A 23,906-nucleotide genomic window follows, 5' to 3' on the forward strand; every position below is an offset into this window, starting at 1 on the left:
TCTGTACCAGGAGGCCGAGTGTGTAGGTGAAATCAAGAGTGGATAAGGGTTGGAAGGCCTTGATTGCAGGAATTTCTCTTCTACTGTTTACCTCGTTGGCAGCAGCGGGTACGACCTCTGTTGACAGTGTTAAATACAAGAGCAACAGCGAGTTCTTTGACGGCGAAGTTCTCCAGGCTGGTTACGTCTCGAACTTTGCGACGGACGAAATCGATGTCTATCTTGGATCCAGTGAGATCGAGAGCAGGACTGGAGCTACAGCAGAGGAAGACCTGACTTTGAGTGTTTCTCACCAGGATACCTACGCCCGTTACCCGGCCCAGGACAACGGGTTGAAGAAGATCTACGGTTGGGATGGAATCAGTACTACAGTCAGTTCTAAAGAGGAACTCTGGAACTGGGTGACTTCGAACTGTGCCGACTTGAACGACGCACAGACCTACACAGTAGAAGGATGGGGAACAACCGACGTTGAGGCCTACGGAAACAAGTGGTACGACTACTGGAGTGGAACCTACAAATATGATATCTACTGTTTCAGGAAAAACGGATACTACGGAGCTGTCGCGGATATCGGCTCACCTGACGAGATCTTCCGCACAGAATGGAAGCTGCAAGCCGGAAACAAGAACCCGCAGACAGCAGTAATTACAAATGGAGACGGCGGATCAGGCGTAGTCTCAAACCTTGGCCGGTATGCGAAGGTGAAGTGGCAGGGCAACCTGGAGACCGGTGAGAATCCTCCGCTCGTCGACGACGAACTGGCTCTCCACGGGAATAACTACGAGAACGGTTGGAGAATCATCAGTGAAAGACGCTACAATAATTACTGGAGCTACGTAGCGAACTCCGGCCCTGATCTATTGCAGGACTGGGCAGCTGGCTCAGCTACCGAGAGCTACATCGAGAGCCAGATGAACGGGAAGGCTGAGAACGCACAGCAGAAGTACAGTAGTTCACCTCTTGCTGATTCGGAGGTGTTGGACTCGAGCTTCCAGAGCGGTGCGTTCAAAGTCGATATGAGTCGTAGCTTGGCCTATCCCGAGTTCAACGTCTATGTTGATGCTGGCGAGAACGGGTATATCTCTGTCTCGAAACCAGTGGGGAGGCCGAAGATTGTTTCCAGTGATGGAACCAGTTTCGGAGAGCTCAGTAGTGGCAGGATCTCTGTTGATGTGAAGAATGTGGGTGAGGCTGAAGGCAGTTTCTCAGCTCGTGCCGAAAACTGCGGTCAGTACTTCCAGGCGGATGCTCTTCAGAATACGAAGACGGTTGCTCCTGGTGAGACTGCGTCTTACAGCTTCAGGGTCACGTTCACGTCGACAAGTATGACTCAATCCCGGTACACAGGGCAGTGCAGTATCACTGTGGAGGATACTGGTGCTGGTAACGAGGTTTCGACCAGTGTCTCGGTTGAGGCCACGCAGCAGTCAGAATGTACTCAGGGCAAAGAGGTTGTGAAGCAGAAGGATGGTAACGACGTCATCTACAGTTGTCCTAACGGCCTCAAGCTCTCGGAACAGGATACCTGTACAGGAGAATTGGAGGCAGTCTACGTCAATGACGATGTCCAGTATGAGTGCCGGGACCCAGGTACGACAACTACCGGTGGAACCGGATTGTTCGGTAAACGGTTCACTCTTCCAGGTACAAGCACTCAGCTAAGTAATCCGTTGAATGCCTTCGGAAACATTTGGAGTGGCGATGCGAATGCGTTGAACTGGTTCCAAGTGTTCGTGACGTTCATCGCGTTTCTCGGAGGATTCGCCCTGGTAGGAGTCAAGCTCGGTAAACTTGTTGACGGACTGGCGACAGAGTTCATTCCGGTGAAGGATTCCCACGTTCGACTGGTTATAGGCCTTGTCGGCGGTGCAATGATCGCAGTAGCAGTGTACCAGTTGGTCACAGATCCGCTGGGCCTTTTGGCTACGGTGTTGGGTCTGATCGGACTGGGTTATCTGTATGTGAGTGCCAGTACTCCGGATATCGAACTTTAGTTCCGGACGGGTTTTATAAGTAGTAACTATCAATTCGTAGATAGAATGTATCGTTTTCCTCAAAATCCCCTAAAGGCAGGCAGAGAACAAATACGGGATCTGCCTGAGGAAGGTTTCGACCTCAGCTATTCGGATCTGTCACAGGGCCAGTATCACGAACGCTCTGGTTCAATGGCTTGGAGCCGGCCATTTGAGAACCGGAGTGAACCACATACGCCTGGCAGCGGCGACTCCGATAGCACTTCTGAATTATTTGGGTCGAAAGCCTATTCCTCGGTTGATCCTGTCTCTGTCTGACCCTACACCGCAGGAGGTGACAAATTACACATGGCTACTGGAAAACAGCTTATCGGAGGAATATCCGTAGCATTCGTTCTCGGAGCCCTCGTCGTTGGAGGTGCCACAGGCAACCTGCCGTTTATGAGTTCAGCAAATTCAGATCCAGCAGATAACGGCTCAAACCCTGGTCCTAACGTAGCAACCGGAGATGAAGCAACAGTCTCCATCGCAGCATTCTCCCAGACCTCAGACTCAAACAATCAGGTAGCAACAACTGCCCACGCCTGGAGGATCGGTGACAGCGAAACATACGACTTAGGAAGTGCATCCGCAGGCGCAGACAGCAGAGCAAGCTACACTGAGTTCGTAACAGGAACCACAGCAAAGGTAACTGCATTCGACAGTACCTACGACTACGGAGTTGTCAAGGAGAAATTCGTTGACCAAGTCAGCGAGCTTGTCAACATCAAGGTCTGGCAAGGAGTATCTCCGTCCAACGTCGGCGTGACGTTCTTCGGACCGAACGGGAACACCGTTTCATCCGTAGATCTATCCGCTGATGAGAGAGTAACCCTGGACGGTATGCAGGTCGGCGTCAACGTCGACGACAGAGCATACAACCCAAAGGTTGTCCTCGTCAACAAAGTGGATGGCTCCAACCTGAGCAAGGTCTCAATGCCTAACGCAGAGAAGATAGCAATGCCAAACTCTGCACCTGACAGATTCGACAAGGCCTACGCAGTATATCCAGCAACAGAAGACAAGGAACCACTGCTCACAGCTTACGAGAAAGAGAAGTCAGGCGCTATTGTCTTGAAGGCAGATGCTGACGGTACTTCCGGCGAGAGCCTGGAGTTCGCAGTCCTCGACTCTGCTCCATACATCGAAGGAAACGAAGTCAAGTGGGGCGTCGAGAACGCAGCTACACCTGCTCAGGACACCGGTGTTTCGATGGTCACTTCGAGCATCACGCTCAACTAAAAGTGTCCGTCTCTGAACACCTGCGTCCAAAATAACTTCCCTTTCCTTTTTTCTCCCTTTCTTTCTTAAGTAGTAGATCCTCATTTTCAGTTGTACGAGAGGTCGAAGTAGTTCTGTATGTCTCTAATCGCAAAGCTGCTCGAAGTCACGTTAGAGGACTGGATATACCTCGGATTCGCAGCTGTCCTGGTATCCGGCGGATTCGTCTATACGATGTACACTAACTCTAACTTCGATGCCCAGACCCGTTTTGTGATGCGTGAAGGCCTCGATGCGTTTGATGACGGCCAAGCACCTGTCTTGACATTCCCCGCCGAAGAGATTGAAGAGCTGAATAATGTTGGTGCCGCTAGCATCGGTTACAACGCTGCGGATGAGCGCTTGTTCTGTATGAAGGTGGAGGACAAGGAGGTGACTCGGCTACGGCTTGTGGATGATATCACGAAGTCGAAGCACGATGCTGTCGCTGGCAGATGCTCAACGCTGTTCAGCTCCGCTCCCTTTGACGGTATACTCCACACGCACCCAGATTTCAATCAACGGCTTTCTGAGGAGGACAAGGATTTGGAGTCTGACTTGGATTGGAGTTGTCTGATGTATGATCAGGTGGTGCAGCTTGAGGGAGAGGTTGGAGGCCTGAAGTGTTGGAAGATAGTGGATACGCCTGATGGCCACGAGTTCGAACCCGTAGAGATCGGGATCAAGGCCTCGGGTTGATTCCGTACCTGGCCTTGGATTTTAAAAAGTTCTAGTGGTAAACATGTACTAATACAATGGATCATTCAGGTAGACGCATCACCCACTAAGAGGCGAACCGTATATGACACGAACCAAACTACTTCTCGGACCTCAACTACAATCTTCTAAAACCCGTCAACAGTCCTCAAGACTCAGCAGGGCTTGATACGCCATCAGTCAGGCGAAAAGCCCGGCGATGTACGCCACAATCCTGTCTACGTGGCTTGTATCAATCGTGTTCTTCGGCGGTGAAGCACTGCAGATAGTTGCCTCAATCAACGGATTACTGGGGAAGACTGTGGTCGGATTCCTACTCACCTCGATCTCCATCTTTTGGTTTTACGGGATCTACAACATCGTGGTCCAGCTCTTCGGCTACCTGCCACGGACCACGCCAGAGAAACTCGACAGGGAACAGGTGCAGGAGTTGGATGCAGCAGTTCTATTGCCGACGTTCAACGATTTCGACGTCGAGACAGCGAAAGACTGCGTTGAGCAGGGCTTCGACGCACCTCTGTACATCCTGGACGACAGCACCGAGCAGAAGTTTCGTGAAAGGGTTGATGAGTTCGCCCAGCAGTACAGCAGTGTCCAGGTTATTCGCAGGGATAACAGGGAAGGCTTCAAAGCCGGTGCGTTGAACAACGCCGTCCAGCAGGTCGACGCCGAGTACTTCGCAGTCGTCGACAGCGACGAAAGACTACTGGATACGTTTCTTTCCGAGATCCTCCGGTACTTCTCAACGCCTGACGTCGGCTTTGTCCAGGCCAATCACGACACCAACGAACAGGAATCACGGTTCGCACAGCTGCTTGGGAAAGGCATCGATATTCACTGGGACCGTTATATGCCTCAACGGAACAGGTACGGCTTCGTAATGTTCCTCGGCCACGGCACCGTATTCCGGCGAAAGGCCTGGAAGGATATCGGCGGGTTCCCTGAGATGGTGTCTGAGGACTTGGCGTTCGCTACACGGATCCGTGAACACGGATACAAAGGAGTGTTTGCTGACGACGTTGTCTGTGGAGAGGACTTCCCTGAGGACTACTACGCGATGTGGAAGCGGCACATCAAGTGGAGTGCAGGGACGACAGAGTACATCGTCAAGGAATTGCCTCGTTTTCTGAAGAGCAAGGCCTCCCTCACTGAGAAACTGGACGTAGCTTTCCCGGTACTGAACCTGCCGTTGTCCACACTTTTCCTTTCGTACATTCTCAGTGTCACAGCAGTGTTCGGACTGGGTCTGGATTTCGAGTTCAGCACCGGATTCTACATGATGACGTTGGCAACACTGGTCAGTCCGATTCTGTCGTTCCTCATCGATATGCGGGACAAACCGTTGCAGCTGGCGAGTTTTCTGGCGGTGAGTACTGCGGTGTACTGTAGTTTGGCTCCGACTGCTGTGAAGAAGATCGTGGAGATAGTGCGTGGCGGTGATGCGTTCTTCCATACGACTCCGAAGGAGGAGAACGGCGTCCACGTCTCTCACCAGGTCAAGATGATGCCGTTCACAGTATTGTCCGGTGTCTTCGTCTCAGTGGTAGGCCTGCTGTATGACTTGCCGTTGCTGGCTGTCGGGTCAGCGTTCCTCTTAGCACCGGGATTGATTCTCTGGAACCGTGACTCGCAGAGTTCTCGCGTGGTCCGGGTCGTGGCGTGGATGCCGGCGGTGTTCCTGTTGACCGGTGTTGTCGGAACAGGGTTGTCGATGATCGGCTACGGTGAAGTCCTGACAGCTGTAGGCTTGGCTGGGTTAGCTGGTTTGTCTGGTATCCAGTTGGCGAGGGTGTAAACCGCCTTCTCTCTTGTTCTTTTTAGAGAAGGTCTGGCTAATCCTCTTTTTCGTCCGGAGTGGTGACGTCGATGTTATCTATCGTCTCTGAATGCTTCTCAGTTTTCTCCATCCGGGTCTGATACTCTTCTCTCGCCTGTTGCCGAAGCTCTTCGTTCACTTCTTCTAATCTGGGTCGGAGGGCGTCAAGGCCTTCCTGCAGGTCTTCGAGTTTCTCCTCGATCTCCTGGCTTACCTCGTCCCCGCTCTTTCCTTCGATTGAGACCCGCCATTCCAGCCAGTTCCCGTTCACATCGCCCACTTCAATTTCTGGGTAATCGTTCTCGGGAGGGTATTCGAGAAGATCGATGTTGCCGTTGACCAGCAGCTTGACCCTAAGCCTCTCCCTCCCTGGTGAGCCGTATTCCTCTTTCCGCAGTTTGTCGTAGTCAAAGGAGGGAATGTTCAGGCCGACAGCTTTCATCGTCCTCTCCACGAACTCCTCTTCCTCGATATCCGGGATCTCGTCAATAGCAGAGTTTTGATGAGAACTGCTGATCTTGTCCATACGCTCCTCTTTGAGCTCCTCAAGATCTGAGTAAGGCTCTTCCCGGAACAGAATGCCACCGGTGATTGTCATATAGTGGCTGTTCAGGCTGGGTGATAAAAAGGGTACATGGTAGGTAAATATGGAGTAAGAATGGGGAGTCTCTGACTCTACATGGAATGCACTTTTTTAAGTAACGTTCCATCTATTTTTTATATGTCTGACAGGAAGGCCTTGGTTCTCTTAGCAGCAGCTTTGTTTCTAACAACATCGGCTGCAGCAGCTGATGTACAGATAGCAGGCCTCACCGAGGAAAACGTGAACACCACATTCGTCAATGACTCAGCGATCAAGTTCGAAACCAGCTACCTCAACAAGACACTGACTCCACGCCAGGTATTCGTCCCCAACGCCACAGATCACGCAGTCGTCGACTGGAGCTACACCAGAGACTCCTGGGGAGAAAATAGCGGAGTATCCACACTGAACTACCAGTACGGCCTCGCCTCGAATTATGAGTATCCGAGTCCTGAGGCCTCAGCACTGCTCGGACAAAACGACAGTGTAGAAGGCCTTCCAGCGAACTACTACGACTATTCGGACAGCTTCTACAGCAACGAATCCACAGAAAGAGGCACCGTCTTCGAGTCCTCGTTCGATGAAGCTGTAGAAGGCCAAGGCAACACCGTCCTCGGAAACGCGACCTGGAACATCACCGTCAACGCTCACTACGAACACCTAATCATCAACTACAGCCTGATCTACAACGGCACAGTCCAGGACAGCTACCAAGATATCTACAGCGGGAAGGACACAGAGAAACTAATCGTAGGTGGTAGCTTTGAAAGGAATGGTGAGTTTGCGTACAAGAACATCACTTACGATAACCTATATGAACCAAAAGCAAACGAATTGGTCTACTTAGCAACACCTAAAAATGCCACGCTGAGAAAAATAGATTTCAACAATATCCGGCACAAAAAGGTAAACAAAAGCATAGAAGATGCACTAACAGAAGCTAAAGAAGCAGGCATAAACAGTGATTTGCTTATAGACAACAAACAAGCCTATAACTACCATGTCTATAACGTAACTTTCCCCAGAAATAGCACCAAAATTATAGAAACTGAATACACTTACAATCCTTCAGCTAAAGTAAAAACAGAAAATGGTGTACAATTCCGTCCTCCTAAAGAAATTTACACTTACATAATTGGTTCAGCCTCAGTTATAGGCACAAATTCATACTCAAGTGTTGGATCTTATACCTACGATATTCCAGATGAAGCAGAGTTCCTAAATGTCACTTTAAAAGGAGCTGAAGGAGGTGATGGTGGAGATACGGCAAATCACTATGGAGGAAATGGCGGATTAGGTGCAACGATGGAGTTTAAAATTCCGATTGATTCGAGTAATAACTTGACGATTGGAGTTGGAGGAATGGGAGGTAACGCTGGTGATTTTGATGGTGATGCTGGAAATGCTGCTGGAGGCGGTGGTGGAGGTTCTTCAGCAATAAAATATACTGGAGGAGATCTCCTAGCTTGTGCTGGAGGAGGCGGTGGAGGAGGCGGAGCTACTGGAGACCAAGATGCTACACACGGTGGAGATGGCGGATCAGGTGGAAATGGAGATGGACAAACAGGCTATTCAGAAGGTAAAAACGGCTACGATGCTGATTCAAGTCCAGGTCAAGGAGGTGAGGGATATTTTAGCTCTTGCTTCGGAGGAGGAAGTGGAGGAAAGGGAGGATATTATGACTATAGTCCAGCCCATGAGGGATTCGATGGAGAAAACGGCAATCCATATTATGAAGTTTCAAATTATACAGAATATTCTACGGGGACAAATGCCGGGGATGGCTCAGTAACAATTGAGGCGATTAATACAAATTATGATCCAGTATTCCACTCAGCTTCTTTGAATAATAGCAATGTCAAGTATGGGGATACAGTCAAACTCTTGGTAAACGTCTCTGACCCTGATGGCAGCCTTGTAGCTGCTAGATTTACAGGCCAGAACAGTTCTTCAACAGTTTTCTCTACGAAAAACGGAACTCAGGTCAACTCCACGTACTGGGCTTCTCCTACAATCACTGCGGACAGTACTGGCAACTACAGCATTGTCATAGATAATGCGGAGGACAATGACGGTGCAGTCACCAGCATCGGCAACAACTACACCTTCGAAATCACCAACGCCAAGCCAGAGATCGCGAGCAGCGAAGTCGTAGTCAACGAAACCAACTACAGAAGGCTGGTCTTCGGCCTCGATCCTGTAGGTGTCAAGGACATCAGTAGTTTCCAAGGTCTTTCCACTGCTGTCGAGTTCACAAACTCTACGTTGAAGTCCGACATCGGTTTCCCATTCACAAGTACTGTGAACGTCAGTGACAGCAAGGGAGCGTACTCCGGCAACAAAGCTGTAGATCTCTCGGAGTCAGATACCGGGCACAGGCAGGATACGGGTCAGGTCAGCAATCTCAGCACTCAGTACTTGGTCCAGACCTATACGTTGAGCAACGGGGCCTCGTCCTCGATCAATTACACTGTCGAGCTCTCCATTCCCGGCACAGTTGACTCGCAGGATCAGTGGTCTGGCCTTCTCTCTGGTGGAGGCAGTGTTACTCATACTGTGGAAAGCCACGGTGACTGGATTGTCAATGAGAAAGTCTCCACGGTGAACAGGGGGCAGAATGTTTCGAAGACGAGCTCGCTTACAACGCAGCACGTTTTCAACAGGACCGAATTGACAGCAGACTTAAAGACTCTCGATGTCTCACTCAGCAACGTAGATCTCTCCAGCACCTGCAGCATCGACACCACAGGAAATATCTCGAAGACCGATTCCTTGTTGACGAAGGAGTGCTGGAACAGGACGTTCGACGTCGACCACGTCACGGAGAACCTTTCCAAGGTCAAACCGGCGAAAGACACAGTCCTTATCGGATCTACAATCAACGCCTCAAGAACAGCCCAGGTCAACAACACGGCAAGCCTCGACTTCGAGAACCTGTCGACCACAGCCGCGTTCAACCAGCAAGCCTGCACCCAGAAAAACAGGACTGTCGTCGATCTACCTGCACAGGCTGAGAAGGAGTTCACCGTCGACTACAGCTGCAATACTGGCAGTGTGTACGGTCAGGATACGGAGGTCTTGTTGAACACGCCGAGCACGTACTACGACACGGTCAAACTCAACTTCAACGTCGAAGTCCCTTCCAACGTCACCGACGAATCCACTCTGAAGATAGGGTTGGACAAAGACAACGCACCGGAATGGGACGACAGAGAATCCAGTTCAGTAGATATCAACGCCTCGGGTTCAGGCCTCAACATCAACGAAACACAGGAAAGCATCTACGTAATCGTCCCAGATGACTATGGTAACTCCTCCCTCCACGAAGGGACTTACAACGGCATCCTGAAGTACAAGTACAGGACTTCAAGCGAGGGAGGAGGAACAGGCGGCGGATCAGGAGGAGGTGCGCCACCTCCAAAGCCTAAGAACAATACCACGGTGAAGGCCTCTTTCGACACTCAGCAGTTCTACGAAGTTGGATACGGCAGAACCCAGGTGAAGTACATCACTGTCTACAACTTCGATAAAGAACCGAACAGAGTCACCGTTGCCACAGGGAACTCGACCGCCTGCAGCTTCGTCGACGTTAAATCCGCGGTCAACGTCCAGAGGCCTTACCGCAGTAACATTACTACACTGGTTCCGAGCAAGACTCAGGGGACCTACAAGCAGTCGTCGAGTATCTTATTAAAGGCTAGATTCAAAATTCCAAGTAAGGAGAAGCTCCAAGAGCTCGGGTTAGACGGCAAGTTCACCTGCAAGTTCGACACCAAGGCCAGTCAGGGAGATGCAGGCCCATTGTCGGTGACAGTGAAACCGGTTGAACGGTTCGACCCAGTACAGGAATTGATGAAGCTGGTGCCGGAGCTTCCAGATCAACTGGTCCGGTCTGAGAAGGTGTGCCTGTCCTCCAAGCTATCCAGCGCCTACAATTACGAAGACAGTGGAGAGTGCAAAGGACAGGTACAGCAGGTTCCGGTGCCGACGAAAGATTCGGCAGGCCTGCTCGGTACAGCGGTGTTCGGCTTCCTCCTAATCGCTTGGACACGGAAGAGGTGGATTTGACTAAGTGGTAGATCTCACATCGTTACTGAAGACGGCAAAAGGATCTGAGTATGACTACGTCAACCTATTCGTAATTCTATTCGGAACTCTCGCCTCCGCAGGCGGATTCATCCTCTACGGTATTCAGGGAACAGTAGGAAGCGGAAACCAGTTCGATGTCATCATTCTCGGAGTTGCATTCTTCCTGTTGACCTTGTTCGGCTGGTTGATGATCTACATCGTCGGCGGGAGCTTGACGAAAAGCGTGGCCTCTTGGCCCAGAGCAGCATTCGCAACAGTACTTCCACTGGTTGTGTTGAACTTCGGAACACTGGTCTCAAACGTTCAATTGAGTGTTTTCAGGTTGCCGAGCAGGATGTACGCTTCCGCAGCTATGACCGGTGAACCAGCCTCAGTACGTGACATCGTCAACCTGATTCTGGCGCCTGGAGGCGAGAACATCGCACTTCTCGGCCTCGGAACTGTGATCTCGATTGTTGTCTACGAGAAAACAGAGAACGCACCTCTCGCGATGATAGCTGGTGCTTTCCCTGCCGGCGTTTTCTTCGCCTACATCCACGGCTTGACCAGTCTCGGATTCAAGGCCGTCGCATTCTCAATCATGTTTGTCTCTGCATTGTACCTTTACGGTGCAGATCTCGATGTCTACCTGCCGTTGAAAAGGTACATTCCGGTCACTTTCGGATTCTTCTACGGTGTACACCGTGGTATCAATACGTCGAACGCGGGAGGCCTCGTCGAGTTCTATACCACGATCTTGTCTGCTCCTGAACCACTGCTGTACGTCGGCCAAGCGATTGTTCTCCTGGATTCGATAATGTATCTCTTGGCCGGGTACTATGTAGCGGTGAAACTGTTCCAAGGCCTCGCCATAGGCGCAAGCATCACCAAAGAGTTCGCTTAGAAAAAGAAAGAGGAGTAGGAAGGTTTAGTCGAGGATTGTTTCCTTGACTGCGGCCAAGTTGTTTTCGAAGGTGGTGCTGTTCATCCCGGTGATCTCTGCCAGTTGAGTGTGGGTAAGCGTGTAGTCGACGTCGGTTTCCTCGACCGCTGCTTCGAGACAGGCTCCGGCGATCGCTACTTTGCTTCGAGACAACCCGCCCTGTTTCTGTATGGTCCGGCAGTACTGCTCTGCCAGTTCGACAACTTCACTGTCTTCTTCGATTTCGTCGATTTGAGAGACAAGGTAGGGAAGATGCTCGTGACTCCGGACGAAAGACAGATCCGCATCGATGCGTGTCCTCAGTTTCTTCACAGTCTTCTTCACGCCACGCTTCAGATCTCTCTCCGTGTACTGCATGTTCCTCTGATTGAGGATATGCCGATCGGCCAGTAATTCGGAGAGAATCATTTTCTGAGTCCTGGGCTCGTCGTTAAGCCGTGAAGCGATGTGGAGAGAAGCAGGCGGCAAGTGGTCTTTCTGGACCTCGAGTTCATCTCTGTATTTGTCGATGAGCTCTGCTGCCTTGTCCAATGTGTCTTCACTGAGTTCGAGGCCTGCACCGAGCTTGGATAATTTGCTTAGAAGATCTTCTTCCTCACCGAGGTTCTGGTTGTAGTTGTTGACGAATTTTTCAAGTTCAGTGGCTGAGATCGGGCTCCACCTCCTCGAACTTTTCACGGATTTCTTCGGAGTTATCCATCGCTTCTCTCAGGTATTTAGTGTTGAGATGGAATGCTGCGGAGAGAGGGATGGTCAGGATCAGAACTTGAGGGTCAAACAGGAGGCCTACGTGGAAGAAATCAGGGTACGCAGCATAGGTGGCGAGGGAGATAATAAAGTTGACCGCGAGGAAGGCCTCGATGGTACCGATGAGGAAGGATGTGAGTCGCTTCTTCACTGGTTACCACACTCGCGTTCAATGATGGTGCGTACGGTTTCGCCGTTTTGGAAGTTGCTGGGGATTTGAGCTGAGACGAAAGAGTTGTGATGCGGTTTCATCCCATCGTTCCTTGTGTTGACATGATGTTTCTTAGCCTTCCTTGGTGCGTACACTGCTTCTTCCCCAACCGGGCATTCGGTGCAGATCACTTCGTGATGACTGTCGTAGTACAGGTTCTTGAACTGGAAAGGCCCACAGATTCTGTATCTGGTTTCTCCGTCGGGTCCTTCAACTTCCTCTACTTTCCTACCGTCTTTCGAATCGTGGTCTGAGAGGTAGTTCATTACCACCTGGTGCTCTTCATCCTCTTCCGAGGCCTCAAATCCGAACAATACCTTTGTTGCCTCAGGGATGGAGATTGACCCATATTCCTTCCGGTACTCTTGGAAAACCTTCAGGACCTCTGCCTCTGCGTCAAGATCCTCATCTTCTCTCAGATCTTCAAGACTGTACCGTCCATCTTGGTCAGAAAAATCTCTGTCCTCACCACCTTCAATGTCTGTTTCTACGGATTCAGATTCTATCTTTGGTGTGGGCTGTGTTTCAGGCTGAGTCTCTTCGTCTTCATCTGTTGCGGCTTCGTCGCTATCTGAGGAGTCCTGTTCTTCTGTTTCTGGTATACTGTACTCTGTGCTGCGACCGTCTTTCTCGGTTTCCAGTTCATCCCGGAAGTCCTGCATCACGTTCTGAACAGCTACGTAGGCATCCGTCCCTGATTTCGCCTCGTAACCAAACAGTTTCTCACAGATCTCGGAGGCTCCGATCGGCTGATATTCCTCGATGACCTGTTTTACTTCGTCGGCTCTCTGCTCTCTACTGAGATTTTGGAAGTCAGAGACAGACCTGAAAAGGCCTTCAGACTCGTCTGCCTCCTCTGGTTCCTCTTTGTCATCTTCTTGCTCACTGGAATCTTCATCTTCTCTCTGATAACTGTCTTCCTGTGAAGCTTCTTCCGTGGAGACTTGCGTCCTCAAGTCATCAACATCGTCCGGCATTTCCTGTACAGCTTCATCCAGCTCCTGGATCCTATCCATAACTTCAGCGAGCTGGCTATCTTCACCTCCACCGAGTTCGTCCTCACCCCGGTCAACCCGCTGATTAAGCTCTCGAAGATGCTGCTCGACCTCACCGAGATTCTCATCCAGCTGATTCAACCAGCCGAGAAAATCTTCATCGACGGTCTCGTCTCCTTGATCCCCCGTTACCGATCGGGAGAGAAGGCCTTCAGTGTCGAAGTCTTCGCGGCGAGCAAGTAGTTCGAGGTTGGCAAGAACCGTTTCCAAGTCCTCTTCCTCACGGACCTGGATCTCGGCTTCGAGGCCTTGTGGTACGTTGATTTTGATAGAAGGTTGTTCAGTAGATTTTGTGTCTTGTGAAGAAACGGCGTCTTTGACGTTTTCATGGTTATCTGACAATCGTGAATCACCTATGAGTAGTATAGTAGTGAGAATGTGGTGTAGACTGAGAGATCATACTTTCACCCATAATTTGGCCTGGGCAACTGAGTCAGTATCCTCCTTTTCCACTCTGATTTCTCCTTCTTCTTCGAGTTTATCTCTGAGCTTGGACAAGGCCATTTTGAGGGAGTTTTCTGACCAGCTATATGTGTCAGAATCCAGTTCGTCTTCAGCGAGTTTTCTGTTGTATATTTCTCCGTCATTTTCCTCAAGTATGGCGAGGACATCGTTTCTCAGTTGCTCGATCTTCTCACTCCTGAAGTCTTTGAGCTCAGTCATCTTATCATCAGATTTCTCACACTTCTTTTTATTTTTAGGGTTAGTTAATTGACCCAACTTATAGCTATAAACTACCTTTTAGCTAAAAGGTAAAGTGGTCGAGAAACCAGAACCAAGAAATTCGGAGAGAAGCCACCTCCCACACCAAGTTATTCGTTTTTGTCTAGAAAAGCGAACAGGAAATAAAAATATCTCTCACCAAATAAGGATATATGGCAGAGGCCTCCCGACAACAAAGGATACTCACAAAACAGGAGATAACCACCCTCCTCACAGCTTGCACAGATAAATTCGATAGAATGCTGATCAAGACCTGCTTAGGCCACGGTCTGCGGAACGAAGAAACAGTAACCCTCCAACGAAAACACGTCAACTTCGGCAACACCGGAGTAGACATCGAACGACAGAATACGAAATCGGCTGCAGGAGTTCGATTCGTCCCAACACTCGACTCTCTCGGAGACATCCCTGTACAAGATGACTTCATCGAATGGGTCAACAGTCGTACAGAGAACCCGGACGACTACCTCTTTCCCAGTCCACGAACTGACTCCCATATCTCAACCAAGTACTTTCAAGACCTGATGAAAGATCTTGCCTGGGAGAACGGGTTCTATCCACAACTCGACTCGAAAGAAGAGGTCACAGAGGAGGTCCCTGAACCGAAGCGTGTGAGGCCTCACGCATTGCGGCATACCTACGGTACGAGGATGTACGAGAACGGTGTTCCTCCGAAAGAGCTCTCGGATACGATGGGTCATAAGGAGATGCAGACTACGATGGATCTCTATGCTCACCTTGCTAATGAGAAGAACCGTGACGTGCTGAATGAGGCGGCTAAGAACTGGGATTGAGGTATTCGACTTGACAGCTAACATTTAAAAACGGCTAGTGGTAAATTGGTACTAGAAGCAGTCTCCGGGAACCGATCGGTAACCCATCCGTGTCGGTAATGACCGGAGCACAGTCTGAAGGCCTCTACAAAACCCGGTCTTTTGCCTGCATACCCTGGTCTGGTAGTGGAGAAGCGGATTTCCCTCCCCCCTACACTACACAGACAAGGACCTGGGACGGCAGGAAAGCTGGGTTAAGGCCTTTAGTTCTCCAAAACACGTTCCCTGATCTCTGCGAGACGAACATAGTGGAGTGTACAGCTGCAATGTCACTTGGTTACCTGGAAGGTGCCGCAGCTTGGCGCTCCCCGGTCAACCAATCTCTCTGAGTATTGGATCCCAGAGGCCTCGCATAAAGAGTCGGGGTACAAGAGGGGGCAGAGCCCTAAAGTCGTGAAAATCAGATGGCTGTAAGCAGGTTCACTTCCTGCCTGTCCCCCGTTTTTGCAGGGTTCCTCTTTTCGGAGGGGAACTGCTTCAACAGGAAAAACGAGTTCGCACGGAGTCTTCCACCAGCGGGCTCTGAATAAGTGCCGAGAACCGGCGTGCGTAGACACCTTCTGCTCTAACAGGGTGGAAGGGTGGGCAGACACCTCAGCCTTGTTGAAGCACTGTGTTCCTTTTTCCGGGGAGGGTCCTGCATCCTTTACGCCCCTGTAGCTCAAAAGAGCAGAGCGCACAACCGAATCCATGTCGGGTCGTGGAAGCGGAGCCGGACTACCCGATTAAAAGCGGGAGAAACGGCCAACAAGCGAGAAGCGTAGTAGACCTCTGGAGTTAGTTGTGGAGCGGTTTGTAGCCGCACTGTTCTGGGTTCAAATCCCAGCAGGGGCTTTCAGCCGGATAAGGCACTGACGCCGAGAGCCATAGTTCCTGTCTTCCGAAAGGAAGGGCGGATGGCTAGTCTAAGTCCGGCTGATCCATTACAAGCCGCCTTAGCTCAGTGGGAGAGCGGGAGGCCCATTCGGACGAAGCCGCAAGTAGCTACACAGGACGCGAGTTCTGTGGTGAACGCGGTGGACACCTCCCTGCCCGGGTTCGAATCCCGGAGGCGGCGTATACGAGTGTGATGTACAATCGAAAACGACCTACCAGAGTTAGACCGTGAGGAGCTGCTTCGCCGACTCCCAGAAATACAGAAAATCGAAGACGACAAACTGAGGCAGCAGGTTATCAACGTATTCCTGCAGCACTGCCCTGACTATTTCTGGACCTGCCCGGCTTCTTCCTCAGGCAAGTACCATCCACCGGATACCAGGGGAAAACACGGTCTCTGGTTGCATACCAAGAGAAGTTTCCGAGTTTTCGAGGATCTTGCACGGACAGAAGTAGAACTGGGACACATCGATGAAGCACAGCTCGACTATGGACGTGCCGGGATCCTTCTTCACGACTTGTTCAAGCAGGGCCTTCCTCCTCGTGATGAACATGAGACCCAAGATGATCACGACAGGGTTGCATCCCGATTCCTTGGAAGGAAGGCGGATCTTCCGGATGAAGTCCTCGGCTGTATTGACAGTCACAACGGTGCCTGGTGTCAGGGGAAGGATCCAGAGACGGAGTTAGAGAAACTGCATCACCGTGCCGACTACATCTCTTCCAGGAAGGCTGCGTGGTTCGACGTATTGGATCCGTGCGAAGAGCTTCAAGAGGTTATCCACGAACGGAAAACCGACGAAGAACAGGCTATCTTGGGAAGGGTTTCTGCACTGAGTACAGCAATTGAGGCCTCCGACTTCGTCGACCAGTTCAATCTCCCAGGGCGAGGCGAAGTAGATCCAGATAGCCTTTCGAAAACAATCGATTTCGTAGCCAACGGAGGTGATCAGTGATCGAAATCAAGGATACCAGCCTACAGGCCTACAACGAACTGAAGAGACAGGGAAAGATCTCGGACAGGTACGATTTTGCGTACAAGAAAGTGCTTGAGTTCTACCGTGAGAAAGGCTACTGGCCGACCGCGAAGGAAATAGACATTTTCGTCCGTTTCGAGAAAGAGCACGGCAAGGCGAATTACAGTGGTCCGAACTACGTGAAGCCTCGTCTCAGTGAGATGGTTCCTGGCCGAGACGAAGGCCCTGATCTCTTGGAGTACGAGGAAGAGAGGGAACAGAAGTACTGTGAGAAAGCTGTTCGTGGCGACGTTGACGCCATACCTGGCAGCAAGTTTGAGGAGATGAGCGCAGATGATGTTCCTTCCGCTCACCCGGTAAAGCCGTTAGAGAATGAAGATATGGATGAGGACTCTGAAGACTCCAGATCTGATCAAAAGGACAGCGGGGAAGAAGACGCTGAAGACGTCGACCAGGAAGAAGAAGCAGATGGAGATTCGGTTATCGTTTCCGGTGACAGCTCCGAATCAACAGCAACCGACGAAGACGAAGAAAGCGATGACAACCAAGAAAAAGAAGAGGAAGAAGAGGAGAAGTCGTTTGGCAGCGGTGACGTGATCTTCGCCGGTGAAGATGACAGCAGCGAGGACGCTGATAGTAGCCAAGACGACACCGGGAAAGAAGACGACAGTAGTGGAGAAGAAAGTGAGGATCGGGAGACAATGACGATGGACGGCGTCGAATACAAGAAGAACAAGGACGGTGTCTGGATCAGCCAAGACGAGGATGAGGAAGATTATCTCTTCCCTCCCGACGTCGACGAAGACGAATACCGAGAAAACAACGACAGCTCGGAAGGCCTCGACGAAAACAACGAAGGAGATGAAGAAGCCGGGGAAAAGCAAGAAAAGCAGCCTTCGCTGAACGAGATCTAGGTGTCTTACAATGACAATGGACCAGGAAAACCGTGGCTCGGTCGGTCAGAGATTAACTGTTGGCGTCAACAGGGTTCACTCACGCCGGGTTTCACTGCGAGAGTTGAAGTAGGCCTTCCGAGAAACCAAACGATGATTTCTAACGGGGTATCTTCCTTTCTTACCCTACCCTTGTTCGGCAGGAAAGGCCGACAGTTCTTCGAAGTTCTCTTCTCCACACCAACGGCAGTTATCCAGGCTGCAGTCTTCCATAATCAAAGCCTCGCAGCTGCAGCATTGTTTCAGATCTTCGCTCAGCCCGAGATCGTTTTCAGGTATGACTGTGGCGATTGAGTCAGCGCTTACGAGGAGAACTGCGCCGTAGTCTTGGTTCCAGAATCCTCGTTCGTATCCTCCGGAAAGGTTGACTCGGACACTGTTATCGATGTGTTCTTCGTTCAGTTTCTCGGAGGTGTTGATCCGCATAGTCCAGCGAAGCCGTGCGTGCTCCGTGATTCTGTAGTCAGTGCCGTTTATCCTGACGTAGTCGATTGGTTATCCTCCTCCGAGTCCTGCGGGTGAAAATTGCTCTGTAGTATATTTTCAAGAACTCGTTTTTATAGCTTAGCGGAAGAAGTGGATTAACGCTGGGCGTCTCCTCGAAAGAGGTTACATTCCCTGAATCGCTGCTTGTAGGACCTTGTTCCCGATCCTGACAAGTACAACGCCGATGAAGAAGATGACTCCGTACTGGTTGAGGAAGGATTCGAGACTGAACTGCAGCTGCGGTATTTCTCCGAGCCCCCAGAACACTGCGAGGTAAGATCCGAAGACAGCGAATGTGACAAAGGCCTCGAACACGAATAGGGCAGTCCATTCGCTCTCCAATAATCCTTCCAGCATAACACCTATTCACCAACTACTGCTTTTAAAACCGGGTGACAGGGTTACTCGTTCTCCCGGCGAGACTCCTTGAAATCCTCTGCCTCAACCTGTGAGTACCGGTCAAGACCTTGTTTCCCAGGACTCTGACTACGGTACACCGTTACGACAACCCAGACATCATCCTCCGGCTCATAATCCGTTACAACGACCGTCTTCTGATGTATGAACAGGAGCGTGTCTTCTTCCGTGTCGTAGAACTGTTTACCCTTCCGTCTGAAAATCCAGTTCTCGATGATGGACTCGGGGAGTTTGCATCGACTTTTTTCGCTGCCATCAACCTTCTCGAAAGCGTGGTCTGTAAACTCTACCTCTGAAATACAGTGCTTCACCCAATAAAACAGTAGATATCGAGTAGTACTGATAAATCCGACCCCCAGTCCCTCGATATGGAAAATGCAAAACTAGGCATTTCCATAAATAGTATACGTCAGGGGTTAGACGGGTTCACAACGTAGCATTCATGGCTACTGTTGACAGGCCTTCGAGTCACCGAGAGGAACTGGGTATTGTAATCAATTCCGCTGGTTCACGGTTTGCAGCTGTAGCAGCCGTGCTCTTCTTGGGCGCTCCAATCGCTGCGTATCTCTCTGGAGATCCCCGGGCTTTGTTCTACGTCCACGTCGGATTGGGAGCGTTCTGGTTCGGCCTTGACTTCTTCTTCAAGTTTGTTCTCGGCCCTGCTCTCGACGAGGTACCGGATGACGCAGCAGGAGTGATCAATCAGAAGTTGGTGCCGAAGATGGCGGTCGTCGCGGAGCCATTGAGCGTCGGCGTGATCGGTTCGGGGATCGGCCTGGCAGCTATGATGGGTTACTGGGAGTCTCCGAGTATCTGGCTGTGGGGAGCTCTCGGTATCGGTGTCACGATGCTGTTGATAGGGTTCGGCCCTCTACACTACTTGACGACGAAGATGGGTGTGGAACTATCCCGGCCCGAGCCTGACCCGGAGCGCTTGGATGAGTTGTTCGGAGCTACGATGAAGTGGGGCCTGGTTCAAACTGTGTTGATGCTGGCGATCATCGCGATGATGACCGGCATCAGGTGGCAGATCTAACCGATTTCAACTTCCTGAGTCGACTCGATTACTGATTCGTAGTACTCGTTGAAGTTGGAGAAACGCAGATCTGCTTCTCGGAATCGGTGTCGAAGAAGGTCTCTCAGCCGGGAATACTCCTGAGCAACTTCCTCCGTGGACAGTTCCCTTCTGGCATACGCAATATCCAATTCAAGGAGTTCGCCTCTGTTTCTGTGCTGGACTTGGATATGCACCCACCAGTGCCCGGTCTTTCGGTTGACTTGAGGCCCTGCAATGATACCGATATTCTCTGCCTCGAAGCAGTTCTCCCTGATCCAACTCTCTATCTCTTCGACAGCCTCGGAACGGTGTTCGAGCGTATCCTCGTCAGTTACATCAGGGTAGACCATCATTCGAATCTGTAGGTGGCGATATCCTCCGCGCCGCACTCAGGGCATTCATCCGCTTCTTCCTCCAGTTTGTAACCGCAGTTCCGGCACTCAAACAGTTTCTTGTCGGAAGGTCTCAGAACCCGTTTCACCTCCTCCAATAGGTAGGAACTCATTTTGGATGGACGACCTCGCCGCAGCCCGGACACTCTGTCCAAGCCTCTTCCTCACCTGAACTTGTTTCGTACTGAATCAGAATATGTCGTGGATGTAGTCCTTCGTGGCAGGTCGGGCAGACTCCGAGTCGATCGGGTTTCTGAGCAGCCATAGTTAGCCTCCAAAGGGGGGTGCGGGGAGCGTGTGACTGAGGGCCGGAAACGCTGCCCTCTAACAAGACCTGAACACTGCCAAGGGCATATAGGTCAGGTAACCACAGTGAAAGTAGAGAAAACATAGCCCCTCCTTCTTCCGGACAGACTAATCAGAGAGACGAGAAGACGGAACAACACCATGTTTTAACCAGTGGATTGAATAATTCCTCAGAAGAGAATGGCCTCCCGAAGACAGATATCCGTCATGAACACGCGATCACTGGGAACCTCAGTGATACGCTTCGGGACTTTAGCTGTAATCGTATCTGCCCTGTTCGTCTTCCTCAACCAGGTTCTGGATGTGAGCTGGCAGATCCTCACGTCCGCCGTCATCGCAGTAGTCCTCCTGATCTTAGGATGGATGTGGAGACGAGGTTTCTTCCTATCCCCTTGGTCACTGCAACTGCGATCACTTTACCGGAAATACAGCTACTCAGGCTTTGTACCGCTTCTTCGAGTGTTTAAATCTCGGGAACGCCGGAGAGTGGAGGTTCTGAAAGGGCTTTTTCTAGTTGTTGCAGCAGTGGTTGTAGGAGGTTCAATCTCTCTCCTTCATTCTACTCTGCTAAACGACTTCACGCTCAACATCCAGAGCAGTGTACTCGGAACTGCATGGCAGGTACACGCAGTCATTATCGGTTTTAGCTTTGTTGCCTTGACTTTCGTCTGGGAAGAGATCTACAGTAACTCCCTAAGCGACGAGTTAACAAGGTTGTTCGTCGAGGACATTGGATCAATCTGGACAGTTACTTTTGTCTTTGGCTCTAACCTGCTTCTTGGAGTAATCGCCTTCACACAATCTTCAGTACAGGACGTAGGGCTTCTACCAATTTATATAACGGCTGTACTGTTCGTATCGTCTATTGTGTCTGTAGCTGGGCGGTTCTTGGATGCATTAGATCTCTTGTTCTACACAGATTTAGACGAGGAGGTTAAAGAATACGCAAAAGCCGATTTAGAGAAGGACCTCATAAGAGAAAGTTCTACTCCGAACCAAGTACTCTCAGAGACGATACACAACTTCGAACAGGTATCGATAGGTATGCCAAACTTTGGATTAGATCATACCTCGATTTCTTCAAGAGACATCGAAAAACGAGGAGTCATCACAGATATCAACTTGAGAAGGATGGGGAATGTTTCAGATATTGTTGATCAAGAGCCTGCTACCAGCATAAGGAAGAACCCGACAGTAGGCCTTTCTCTCGCTGAAGATACCACAGTTCTCTCTTTAGAAGGAGACATCGATGACGAAACAGTAGAAGAGCTCACAGAACAACTGCGTCGTGGACTGCGGACACGTAGGGAAAACTGATGCCTAACTACGAAGACTATCTGGAACACTTCTTCGACAATGCAGAGGCCTCAATACGGGAGGGAAAAGGACAGGAACTCTCAGATAATCTCTCTCACATCGCAGAGCTGATTCAGGAACTGATTGACAGAGAAACGGACTCAAATGGTCAGTTCCGGTCGAACTACGCTTTCTGTAGACGCCAGTACATCCAGCTGTATGATACAGTGCTTGAGAATGGTGCTGACGAGGATCTAAGAACAAGCATTATCGACTCGATATCAGCGATCACCAATTACTCCCGCCAAGCAAATGATCTAGAGGCCTTCGATCAACTGCTTAACTCCATCACAAGCTGCTACGTGCAGTCATATCCTAACCCTGGATTTGACGACGCTGTAGGGAATATCTTCGAGAGATACAGCCATATCCAGTACGGAACAACACAGACCTTCGAAGACGTAGACAGTGTCGACAGATTAGCTAAAAGCCAGGAAATCATCGATACTCTTCTCCAGTACTACCGTGAGCTCTGGAGATGCTCTATTGAAAACGGATGTAAGGAGTCTATCAAACGACTTCACCACAATCTGGATGACGTAAGAGCATTTGAACGAGCCCAGTACCTACCGCTCGGAACCCCGGAAAGCGAGTACAACGAAGACTTCCTTGACCAAAAACAGGAAATTGCTAACACCTTCCGGAAGCGAATCCAGATACAGAAATTCGCCGGATACTCCTGGGGATACAACCTCTACGTAAAGGGCATAATTTCTGAGGAAGAGTTTATCGAGGAACTGCTTCAGAAATACGCCGAGCAGAACTTTTCCTCCATTAGCTCTCTTACAGAGACCTACTTCGAGATTCAATCCATTCTCGGTGAAGTGCCTTACTGGGAAGATTGGGAGACAAACAGACAACTACAGCAGTCACTCGGCCCAGTCATGACCTCTATGGGGACAAACAGCTGGATACCCTCGTTCTACCTGGCGTTTTCACTGTATCTGTTCGACGAAGACACTCAAGAGAACTTCTCGAACTCTACACCTAAAGAACTGCCTTTCCCTACAGGAAGCAGGGAGCGTATTGAGATCAACAGCCTGCTGGATGCAATTGAAGGATTTGAAGATGACTATCCTTTGGACTTCCTCCTAGACGACCAGGTTGATATAAACGAGAGAATAGAAAAACTGTCTGAAACCCTGGATACTGCACTGTCACACGCTGAGAAACAGGATATAATGCGGATGCGGAACCATCCTATCGAATTAGAGTACGTCGACTCTTGGGAAAAAGAGGTGAACGACCAATTTGATAGCTCATGCCTGTTGAGGCAAGCACTGAAAGAAATCGAGTTGCTGAAGCAGAAACCGTTCCCTCCGGATCTTGACGGTATCAAGGTCTCAGTTGGATATCCGCGTAAGCGAAACTTCGTGCCTGAGGAAGCAGTACACAAATCTCCGACAGGCAACTTCCGGAGTATCTTAGATAGTTATCGAGAGTACGTTTTGAGGCGGCTGATGCTCGAGGAGCACACGGTAGATACTGTCGACGAGTTACTCGATGAAATAGAAGATCAGGTGGACCGAAGACATCCTTCAGTAATCCTCTTCAGGGCCGGAGAGCACCGAAGAAAGCTTTTAGAAGACGACCGGTTCACACACGGAAGCGATTTCCCTAACTCCCATCACACCTTCTTGGACATCCCTGTTCTCACTGAAGCCACGGAAACGTATTCTGCCCTCCTGCTTTTGGAGAATGAAAGCCACGGTGTGGAGTTCGTTGAAGATGATATAGTATTCAATTTGAAAGTTACTCCAGGAGAGGTGGCCGAGGTGATTAATATGCCGAACAAGCCTTTGGAGTCAATCCCGTATACTAACGCACCTCATGACTTTGTGGAGATGGAAGTCCGGCTCCGGGGATATATACAGAGCGAAGGGCTTGATGGAATACTATTCAAGATGAATACAGAGGAAACAGAATAGGATTCTGCTTGAATAACTTCTTGCCTGGTTCGATAGCTGAGGTCTTGATCTCCACCACAAACATACAGCGACAAAAGAGTCTATCTAATGAAATACTGGCGACAGCTTATCTCTTCCAGCAAAAGGGAATGAGGGAAAATACTCGGTACTACGGATTTAAACACTGTGACGGATTATCAGGCACTAA

General features: G+C 50.3%; 23 protein-coding genes and 1 tRNA gene. 13 read left to right on the forward strand and 11 right to left on the reverse strand.

Features of this window, described 5'->3' with window-relative positions:
• Nucleotides 1-26: 26 nt before the first annotated feature.
• From fsx1 to Hhyl6_RS13680, 4 genes are all read left to right on the forward strand, one after another.
• A complete protein-coding gene (fsx1, locus tag Hhyl6_RS13665; protein ID WP_483739811.1) occupies nucleotides 27-1,997 on the forward strand; it encodes a fusexin 1 in 1,971 nt (656 codons plus the stop codon).
• A 327-nt stretch (nucleotides 1,998-2,324) separates the two neighbouring features.
• Entirely contained in the window at nucleotides 2,325-3,257 is a 933-nt protein-coding gene (locus tag Hhyl6_RS13670; protein ID WP_276273564.1) for a hypothetical protein, read from the forward strand.
• Between the two features lie 117 nt (nucleotides 3,258-3,374).
• Complete coding sequence (locus Hhyl6_RS13675; RefSeq protein ID WP_276273565.1) at nucleotides 3,375-3,974, forward strand: MPN domain-containing protein; 600 nt, start codon at nucleotides 3,375-3,377, stop codon at nucleotides 3,972-3,974.
• Between the two features lie 217 nt (nucleotides 3,975-4,191).
• The gene (locus Hhyl6_RS13680; RefSeq protein ID WP_483739812.1) at nucleotides 4,192-5,787 is read left to right on the forward strand and encodes a glycosyltransferase family 2 protein; all 1,596 of its coding nucleotides are present in this window, start codon (nucleotides 4,192-4,194) and stop codon (nucleotides 5,785-5,787) included.
• 37 nt (nucleotides 5,788-5,824) lie between these two features.
• Here the strand turns inward: Hhyl6_RS13680 and Hhyl6_RS13685 are convergent, their stop codons facing one another.
• Nucleotides 5,825-6,406: a hypothetical protein gene (locus Hhyl6_RS13685; protein ID WP_483739813.1), complete on the reverse strand. Its 582-nt coding sequence runs from the start codon at nucleotides 6,404-6,406 to the stop codon at nucleotides 5,825-5,827.
• 123 nt (nucleotides 6,407-6,529) lie between these two features.
• Between Hhyl6_RS13685 and Hhyl6_RS13690 the strand changes: the two genes are divergently transcribed.
• Together Hhyl6_RS13690 and Hhyl6_RS13695 are read left to right on the forward strand one after the other, a co-directional pair.
• A complete protein-coding gene (locus tag Hhyl6_RS13690) occupies nucleotides 6,530-10,459 on the forward strand; it encodes a glycine-rich domain-containing protein (RefSeq protein ID WP_483739814.1) in 3,930 nt (1,309 codons plus the stop codon).
• Between the two features lie 4 nt (nucleotides 10,460-10,463).
• Nucleotides 10,464-11,363 (forward strand): hypothetical protein, encoded by a 900-nt coding sequence (locus Hhyl6_RS13695; RefSeq protein ID WP_483739815.1) that lies wholly within the window; start codon nucleotides 10,464-10,466, stop codon nucleotides 11,361-11,363.
• Nucleotides 11,364-11,387: 24 nt separating this feature from the next.
• Here Hhyl6_RS13695 and Hhyl6_RS13700 read toward each other — a convergent pair whose 3' ends face one another.
• From Hhyl6_RS13700 to Hhyl6_RS13715, 4 genes are read right to left on the reverse strand one after another with little or no spacing between them, the layout of a single operon-like run.
• Nucleotides 11,388-12,080, reverse strand: coding sequence for a cyclin family protein (locus tag Hhyl6_RS13700; protein WP_483739816.1), 693 nt, complete (start codon nucleotides 12,078-12,080; stop codon nucleotides 11,388-11,390).
• Nucleotides 12,040-12,300, reverse strand: coding sequence for a hypothetical protein (locus Hhyl6_RS13705; RefSeq protein WP_483739817.1), 261 nt, complete (start codon nucleotides 12,298-12,300; stop codon nucleotides 12,040-12,042). Before Hhyl6_RS13705 ends, Hhyl6_RS13700 begins: the two co-directional genes overlap by 41 nt.
• On the reverse strand, nucleotides 12,297-13,757 hold the full coding sequence (locus tag Hhyl6_RS13710) for a hypothetical protein (protein WP_483739818.1): 1,461 nt from the start codon (nucleotides 13,755-13,757) through the stop codon (nucleotides 12,297-12,299). The genes Hhyl6_RS13705 and Hhyl6_RS13710 overlap by 4 nt, the downstream gene beginning before the upstream one ends.
• 54 nt (nucleotides 13,758-13,811) lie before the next feature.
• Nucleotides 13,812-14,078, reverse strand: a complete 267-nt coding sequence (locus Hhyl6_RS13715; RefSeq protein WP_483739819.1) for a hypothetical protein — start codon at nucleotides 14,076-14,078, stop codon at nucleotides 13,812-13,814.
• A gap of 212 nt (nucleotides 14,079-14,290) precedes the next feature.
• On the opposite strand from Hhyl6_RS13715, the gene Hhyl6_RS13720 reads away from it, so the two are divergent.
• The 4 genes from Hhyl6_RS13720 (at nucleotide 14,291) to Hhyl6_RS13735 (ending at nucleotide 17,738) form a co-directional block, all read left to right on the forward strand.
• On the forward strand, nucleotides 14,291-14,932 hold the full coding sequence (locus tag Hhyl6_RS13720; RefSeq protein ID WP_483739820.1) for a tyrosine-type recombinase/integrase: 642 nt from the start codon (nucleotides 14,291-14,293) through the stop codon (nucleotides 14,930-14,932).
• A 968-nt stretch (nucleotides 14,933-15,900) separates the two neighbouring features.
• Nucleotides 15,901-16,028: transfer RNA gene (locus tag Hhyl6_RS13725), tRNA-OTHER, on the forward strand.
• Between the two features lie 220 nt (nucleotides 16,029-16,248).
• Nucleotides 16,249-16,803: an HD domain-containing protein gene (locus Hhyl6_RS13730; protein WP_483739821.1), complete on the forward strand. Its 555-nt coding sequence runs from the start codon at nucleotides 16,249-16,251 to the stop codon at nucleotides 16,801-16,803.
• Nucleotides 16,800-17,738: a hypothetical protein gene (locus Hhyl6_RS13735; protein WP_483739822.1), complete on the forward strand. Its 939-nt coding sequence runs from the start codon at nucleotides 16,800-16,802 to the stop codon at nucleotides 17,736-17,738. Before Hhyl6_RS13730 ends, Hhyl6_RS13735 begins: the two co-directional genes overlap by 4 nt.
• Before the next feature lie 165 nt (nucleotides 17,739-17,903).
• On the opposite strand, the gene Hhyl6_RS13740 is transcribed toward Hhyl6_RS13735, so the two are convergent.
• The 3 genes from Hhyl6_RS13740 to Hhyl6_RS13750 all read right to left on the reverse strand — a co-directional run bounded on the left by Hhyl6_RS13740 (nucleotide 17,904) and on the right by Hhyl6_RS13750 (nucleotide 18,991).
• Entirely contained in the window at nucleotides 17,904-18,203 is a 300-nt protein-coding gene (locus Hhyl6_RS13740) for a hypothetical protein (RefSeq protein ID WP_483739823.1), read from the reverse strand.
• Between the two features lie 183 nt (nucleotides 18,204-18,386).
• Nucleotides 18,387-18,620 carry a hypothetical protein gene (locus tag Hhyl6_RS13745; RefSeq protein WP_483739824.1) on the reverse strand — a complete coding sequence of 78 codons (234 nt, stop codon included), beginning with the start codon at nucleotides 18,618-18,620 and terminating at the stop codon, nucleotides 18,387-18,389.
• 44 nt (nucleotides 18,621-18,664) lie between these two features.
• Nucleotides 18,665-18,991 carry a hypothetical protein gene (locus Hhyl6_RS13750; RefSeq protein ID WP_483739825.1) on the reverse strand — a complete coding sequence of 109 codons (327 nt, stop codon included), beginning with the start codon at nucleotides 18,989-18,991 and terminating at the stop codon, nucleotides 18,665-18,667.
• Between the two features lie 131 nt (nucleotides 18,992-19,122).
• Between Hhyl6_RS13750 and Hhyl6_RS13755 the strand changes: the two genes are divergently transcribed.
• On the forward strand, nucleotides 19,123-19,716 hold the full coding sequence (locus Hhyl6_RS13755) for a hypothetical protein (protein ID WP_483739826.1): 594 nt from the start codon (nucleotides 19,123-19,125) through the stop codon (nucleotides 19,714-19,716).
• On the opposite strand, the gene Hhyl6_RS13760 is transcribed toward Hhyl6_RS13755, so the two are convergent.
• The 3 genes from Hhyl6_RS13760 to Hhyl6_RS13770 are packed head-to-tail and all read right to left on the reverse strand — an operon-like array spanning nucleotide 19,713 to nucleotide 20,520.
• Complete coding sequence (locus tag Hhyl6_RS13760; RefSeq protein ID WP_483739827.1) at nucleotides 19,713-20,087, reverse strand: hypothetical protein; 375 nt, start codon at nucleotides 20,085-20,087, stop codon at nucleotides 19,713-19,715. The two genes, Hhyl6_RS13755 and Hhyl6_RS13760, sit on opposite strands and share 4 nt — an antisense overlap.
• Entirely contained in the window at nucleotides 20,087-20,242 is a 156-nt protein-coding gene (locus tag Hhyl6_RS13765; protein ID WP_483739828.1) for a zinc-ribbon domain-containing protein, read from the reverse strand. The genes Hhyl6_RS13760 and Hhyl6_RS13765 overlap by 1 nt, the downstream gene beginning before the upstream one ends.
• On the reverse strand, nucleotides 20,239-20,520 hold the full coding sequence (locus Hhyl6_RS13770; RefSeq protein ID WP_483739829.1) for a DUF7837 family putative zinc-binding protein: 282 nt from the start codon (nucleotides 20,518-20,520) through the stop codon (nucleotides 20,239-20,241). The genes Hhyl6_RS13765 and Hhyl6_RS13770 overlap by 4 nt, the downstream gene beginning before the upstream one ends.
• Nucleotides 20,521-20,642: 122 nt before the next feature.
• Between Hhyl6_RS13770 and Hhyl6_RS13775 the strand changes: the two genes are divergently transcribed.
• Nucleotides 20,643-21,752, forward strand: a complete 1,110-nt coding sequence (locus Hhyl6_RS13775) for a hypothetical protein (protein ID WP_483739830.1) — start codon at nucleotides 20,643-20,645, stop codon at nucleotides 21,750-21,752.
• Entirely contained in the window at nucleotides 21,752-23,719 is a 1,968-nt protein-coding gene (locus Hhyl6_RS13780; protein ID WP_483739831.1) for a hypothetical protein, read from the forward strand. Before Hhyl6_RS13775 ends, Hhyl6_RS13780 begins: the two co-directional genes overlap by 1 nt.
• Nucleotides 23,720-23,906: the final 187 nt, after the last annotated feature.

Source organism: Haloarcula sp. H-hyl6, assembly GCF_056934455.1.

Bases quoted from the DNA above. Each gene is read 5' to 3' on its own strand.
- Hhyl6_RS13760 (WP_483739827.1), bottom strand. From the start codon at position 20,087: ATGGTCTACCCTGATGTAACTGACGAGGATACGCTCGAACACCGTTCC.
- Hhyl6_RS13715 (WP_483739819.1), bottom strand. From the start codon at position 14,078: ATGACTGAGCTCAAAGACTTCAGGAGTGAGAAGATCGAGCAACTGAGA.
- Hhyl6_RS13690 (WP_483739814.1), top strand. From the start codon at position 6,530: ATGTCTGACAGGAAGGCCTTGGTTCTCTTAGCAGCAGCTTTGTTTCTA.
- Hhyl6_RS13770 (WP_483739829.1), bottom strand. From the start codon at position 20,520: ATGTTTTCTCTACTTTCACTGTGGTTACCTGACCTATATGCCCTTGGC.
- Hhyl6_RS13675 (WP_276273565.1), top strand. From the start codon at position 3,375: ATGTCTCTAATCGCAAAGCTGCTCGAAGTCACGTTAGAGGACTGGATA.
- Hhyl6_RS13680 (WP_483739812.1), top strand. From the start codon at position 4,192: ATGTACGCCACAATCCTGTCTACGTGGCTTGTATCAATCGTGTTCTTC.
- Hhyl6_RS13775 (WP_483739830.1), top strand. From the start codon at position 20,643: ATGAACACGCGATCACTGGGAACCTCAGTGATACGCTTCGGGACTTTA.
- Hhyl6_RS13740 (WP_483739823.1), bottom strand. From the start codon at position 18,203: ATGCGGATCAACACCTCCGAGAAACTGAACGAAGAACACATCGATAAC.
- Hhyl6_RS13745 (WP_483739824.1), bottom strand. From the start codon at position 18,620: ATGCTGGAAGGATTATTGGAGAGCGAATGGACTGCCCTATTCGTGTTC.
- Hhyl6_RS13780 (WP_483739831.1), top strand. From the start codon at position 21,752: ATGCCTAACTACGAAGACTATCTGGAACACTTCTTCGACAATGCAGAG.
- Hhyl6_RS13670 (WP_276273564.1), top strand. From the start codon at position 2,325: ATGGCTACTGGAAAACAGCTTATCGGAGGAATATCCGTAGCATTCGTT.
- Hhyl6_RS13755 (WP_483739826.1), top strand. From the start codon at position 19,123: ATGGCTACTGTTGACAGGCCTTCGAGTCACCGAGAGGAACTGGGTATT.
- Hhyl6_RS13685 (WP_483739813.1), bottom strand. From the start codon at position 6,406: ATGACAATCACCGGTGGCATTCTGTTCCGGGAAGAGCCTTACTCAGAT.
- Hhyl6_RS13720 (WP_483739820.1), top strand. From the start codon at position 14,291: ATGGCAGAGGCCTCCCGACAACAAAGGATACTCACAAAACAGGAGATA.
- Hhyl6_RS13765 (WP_483739828.1), bottom strand. From the start codon at position 20,242: ATGAGTTCCTACCTATTGGAGGAGGTGAAACGGGTTCTGAGACCTTCC.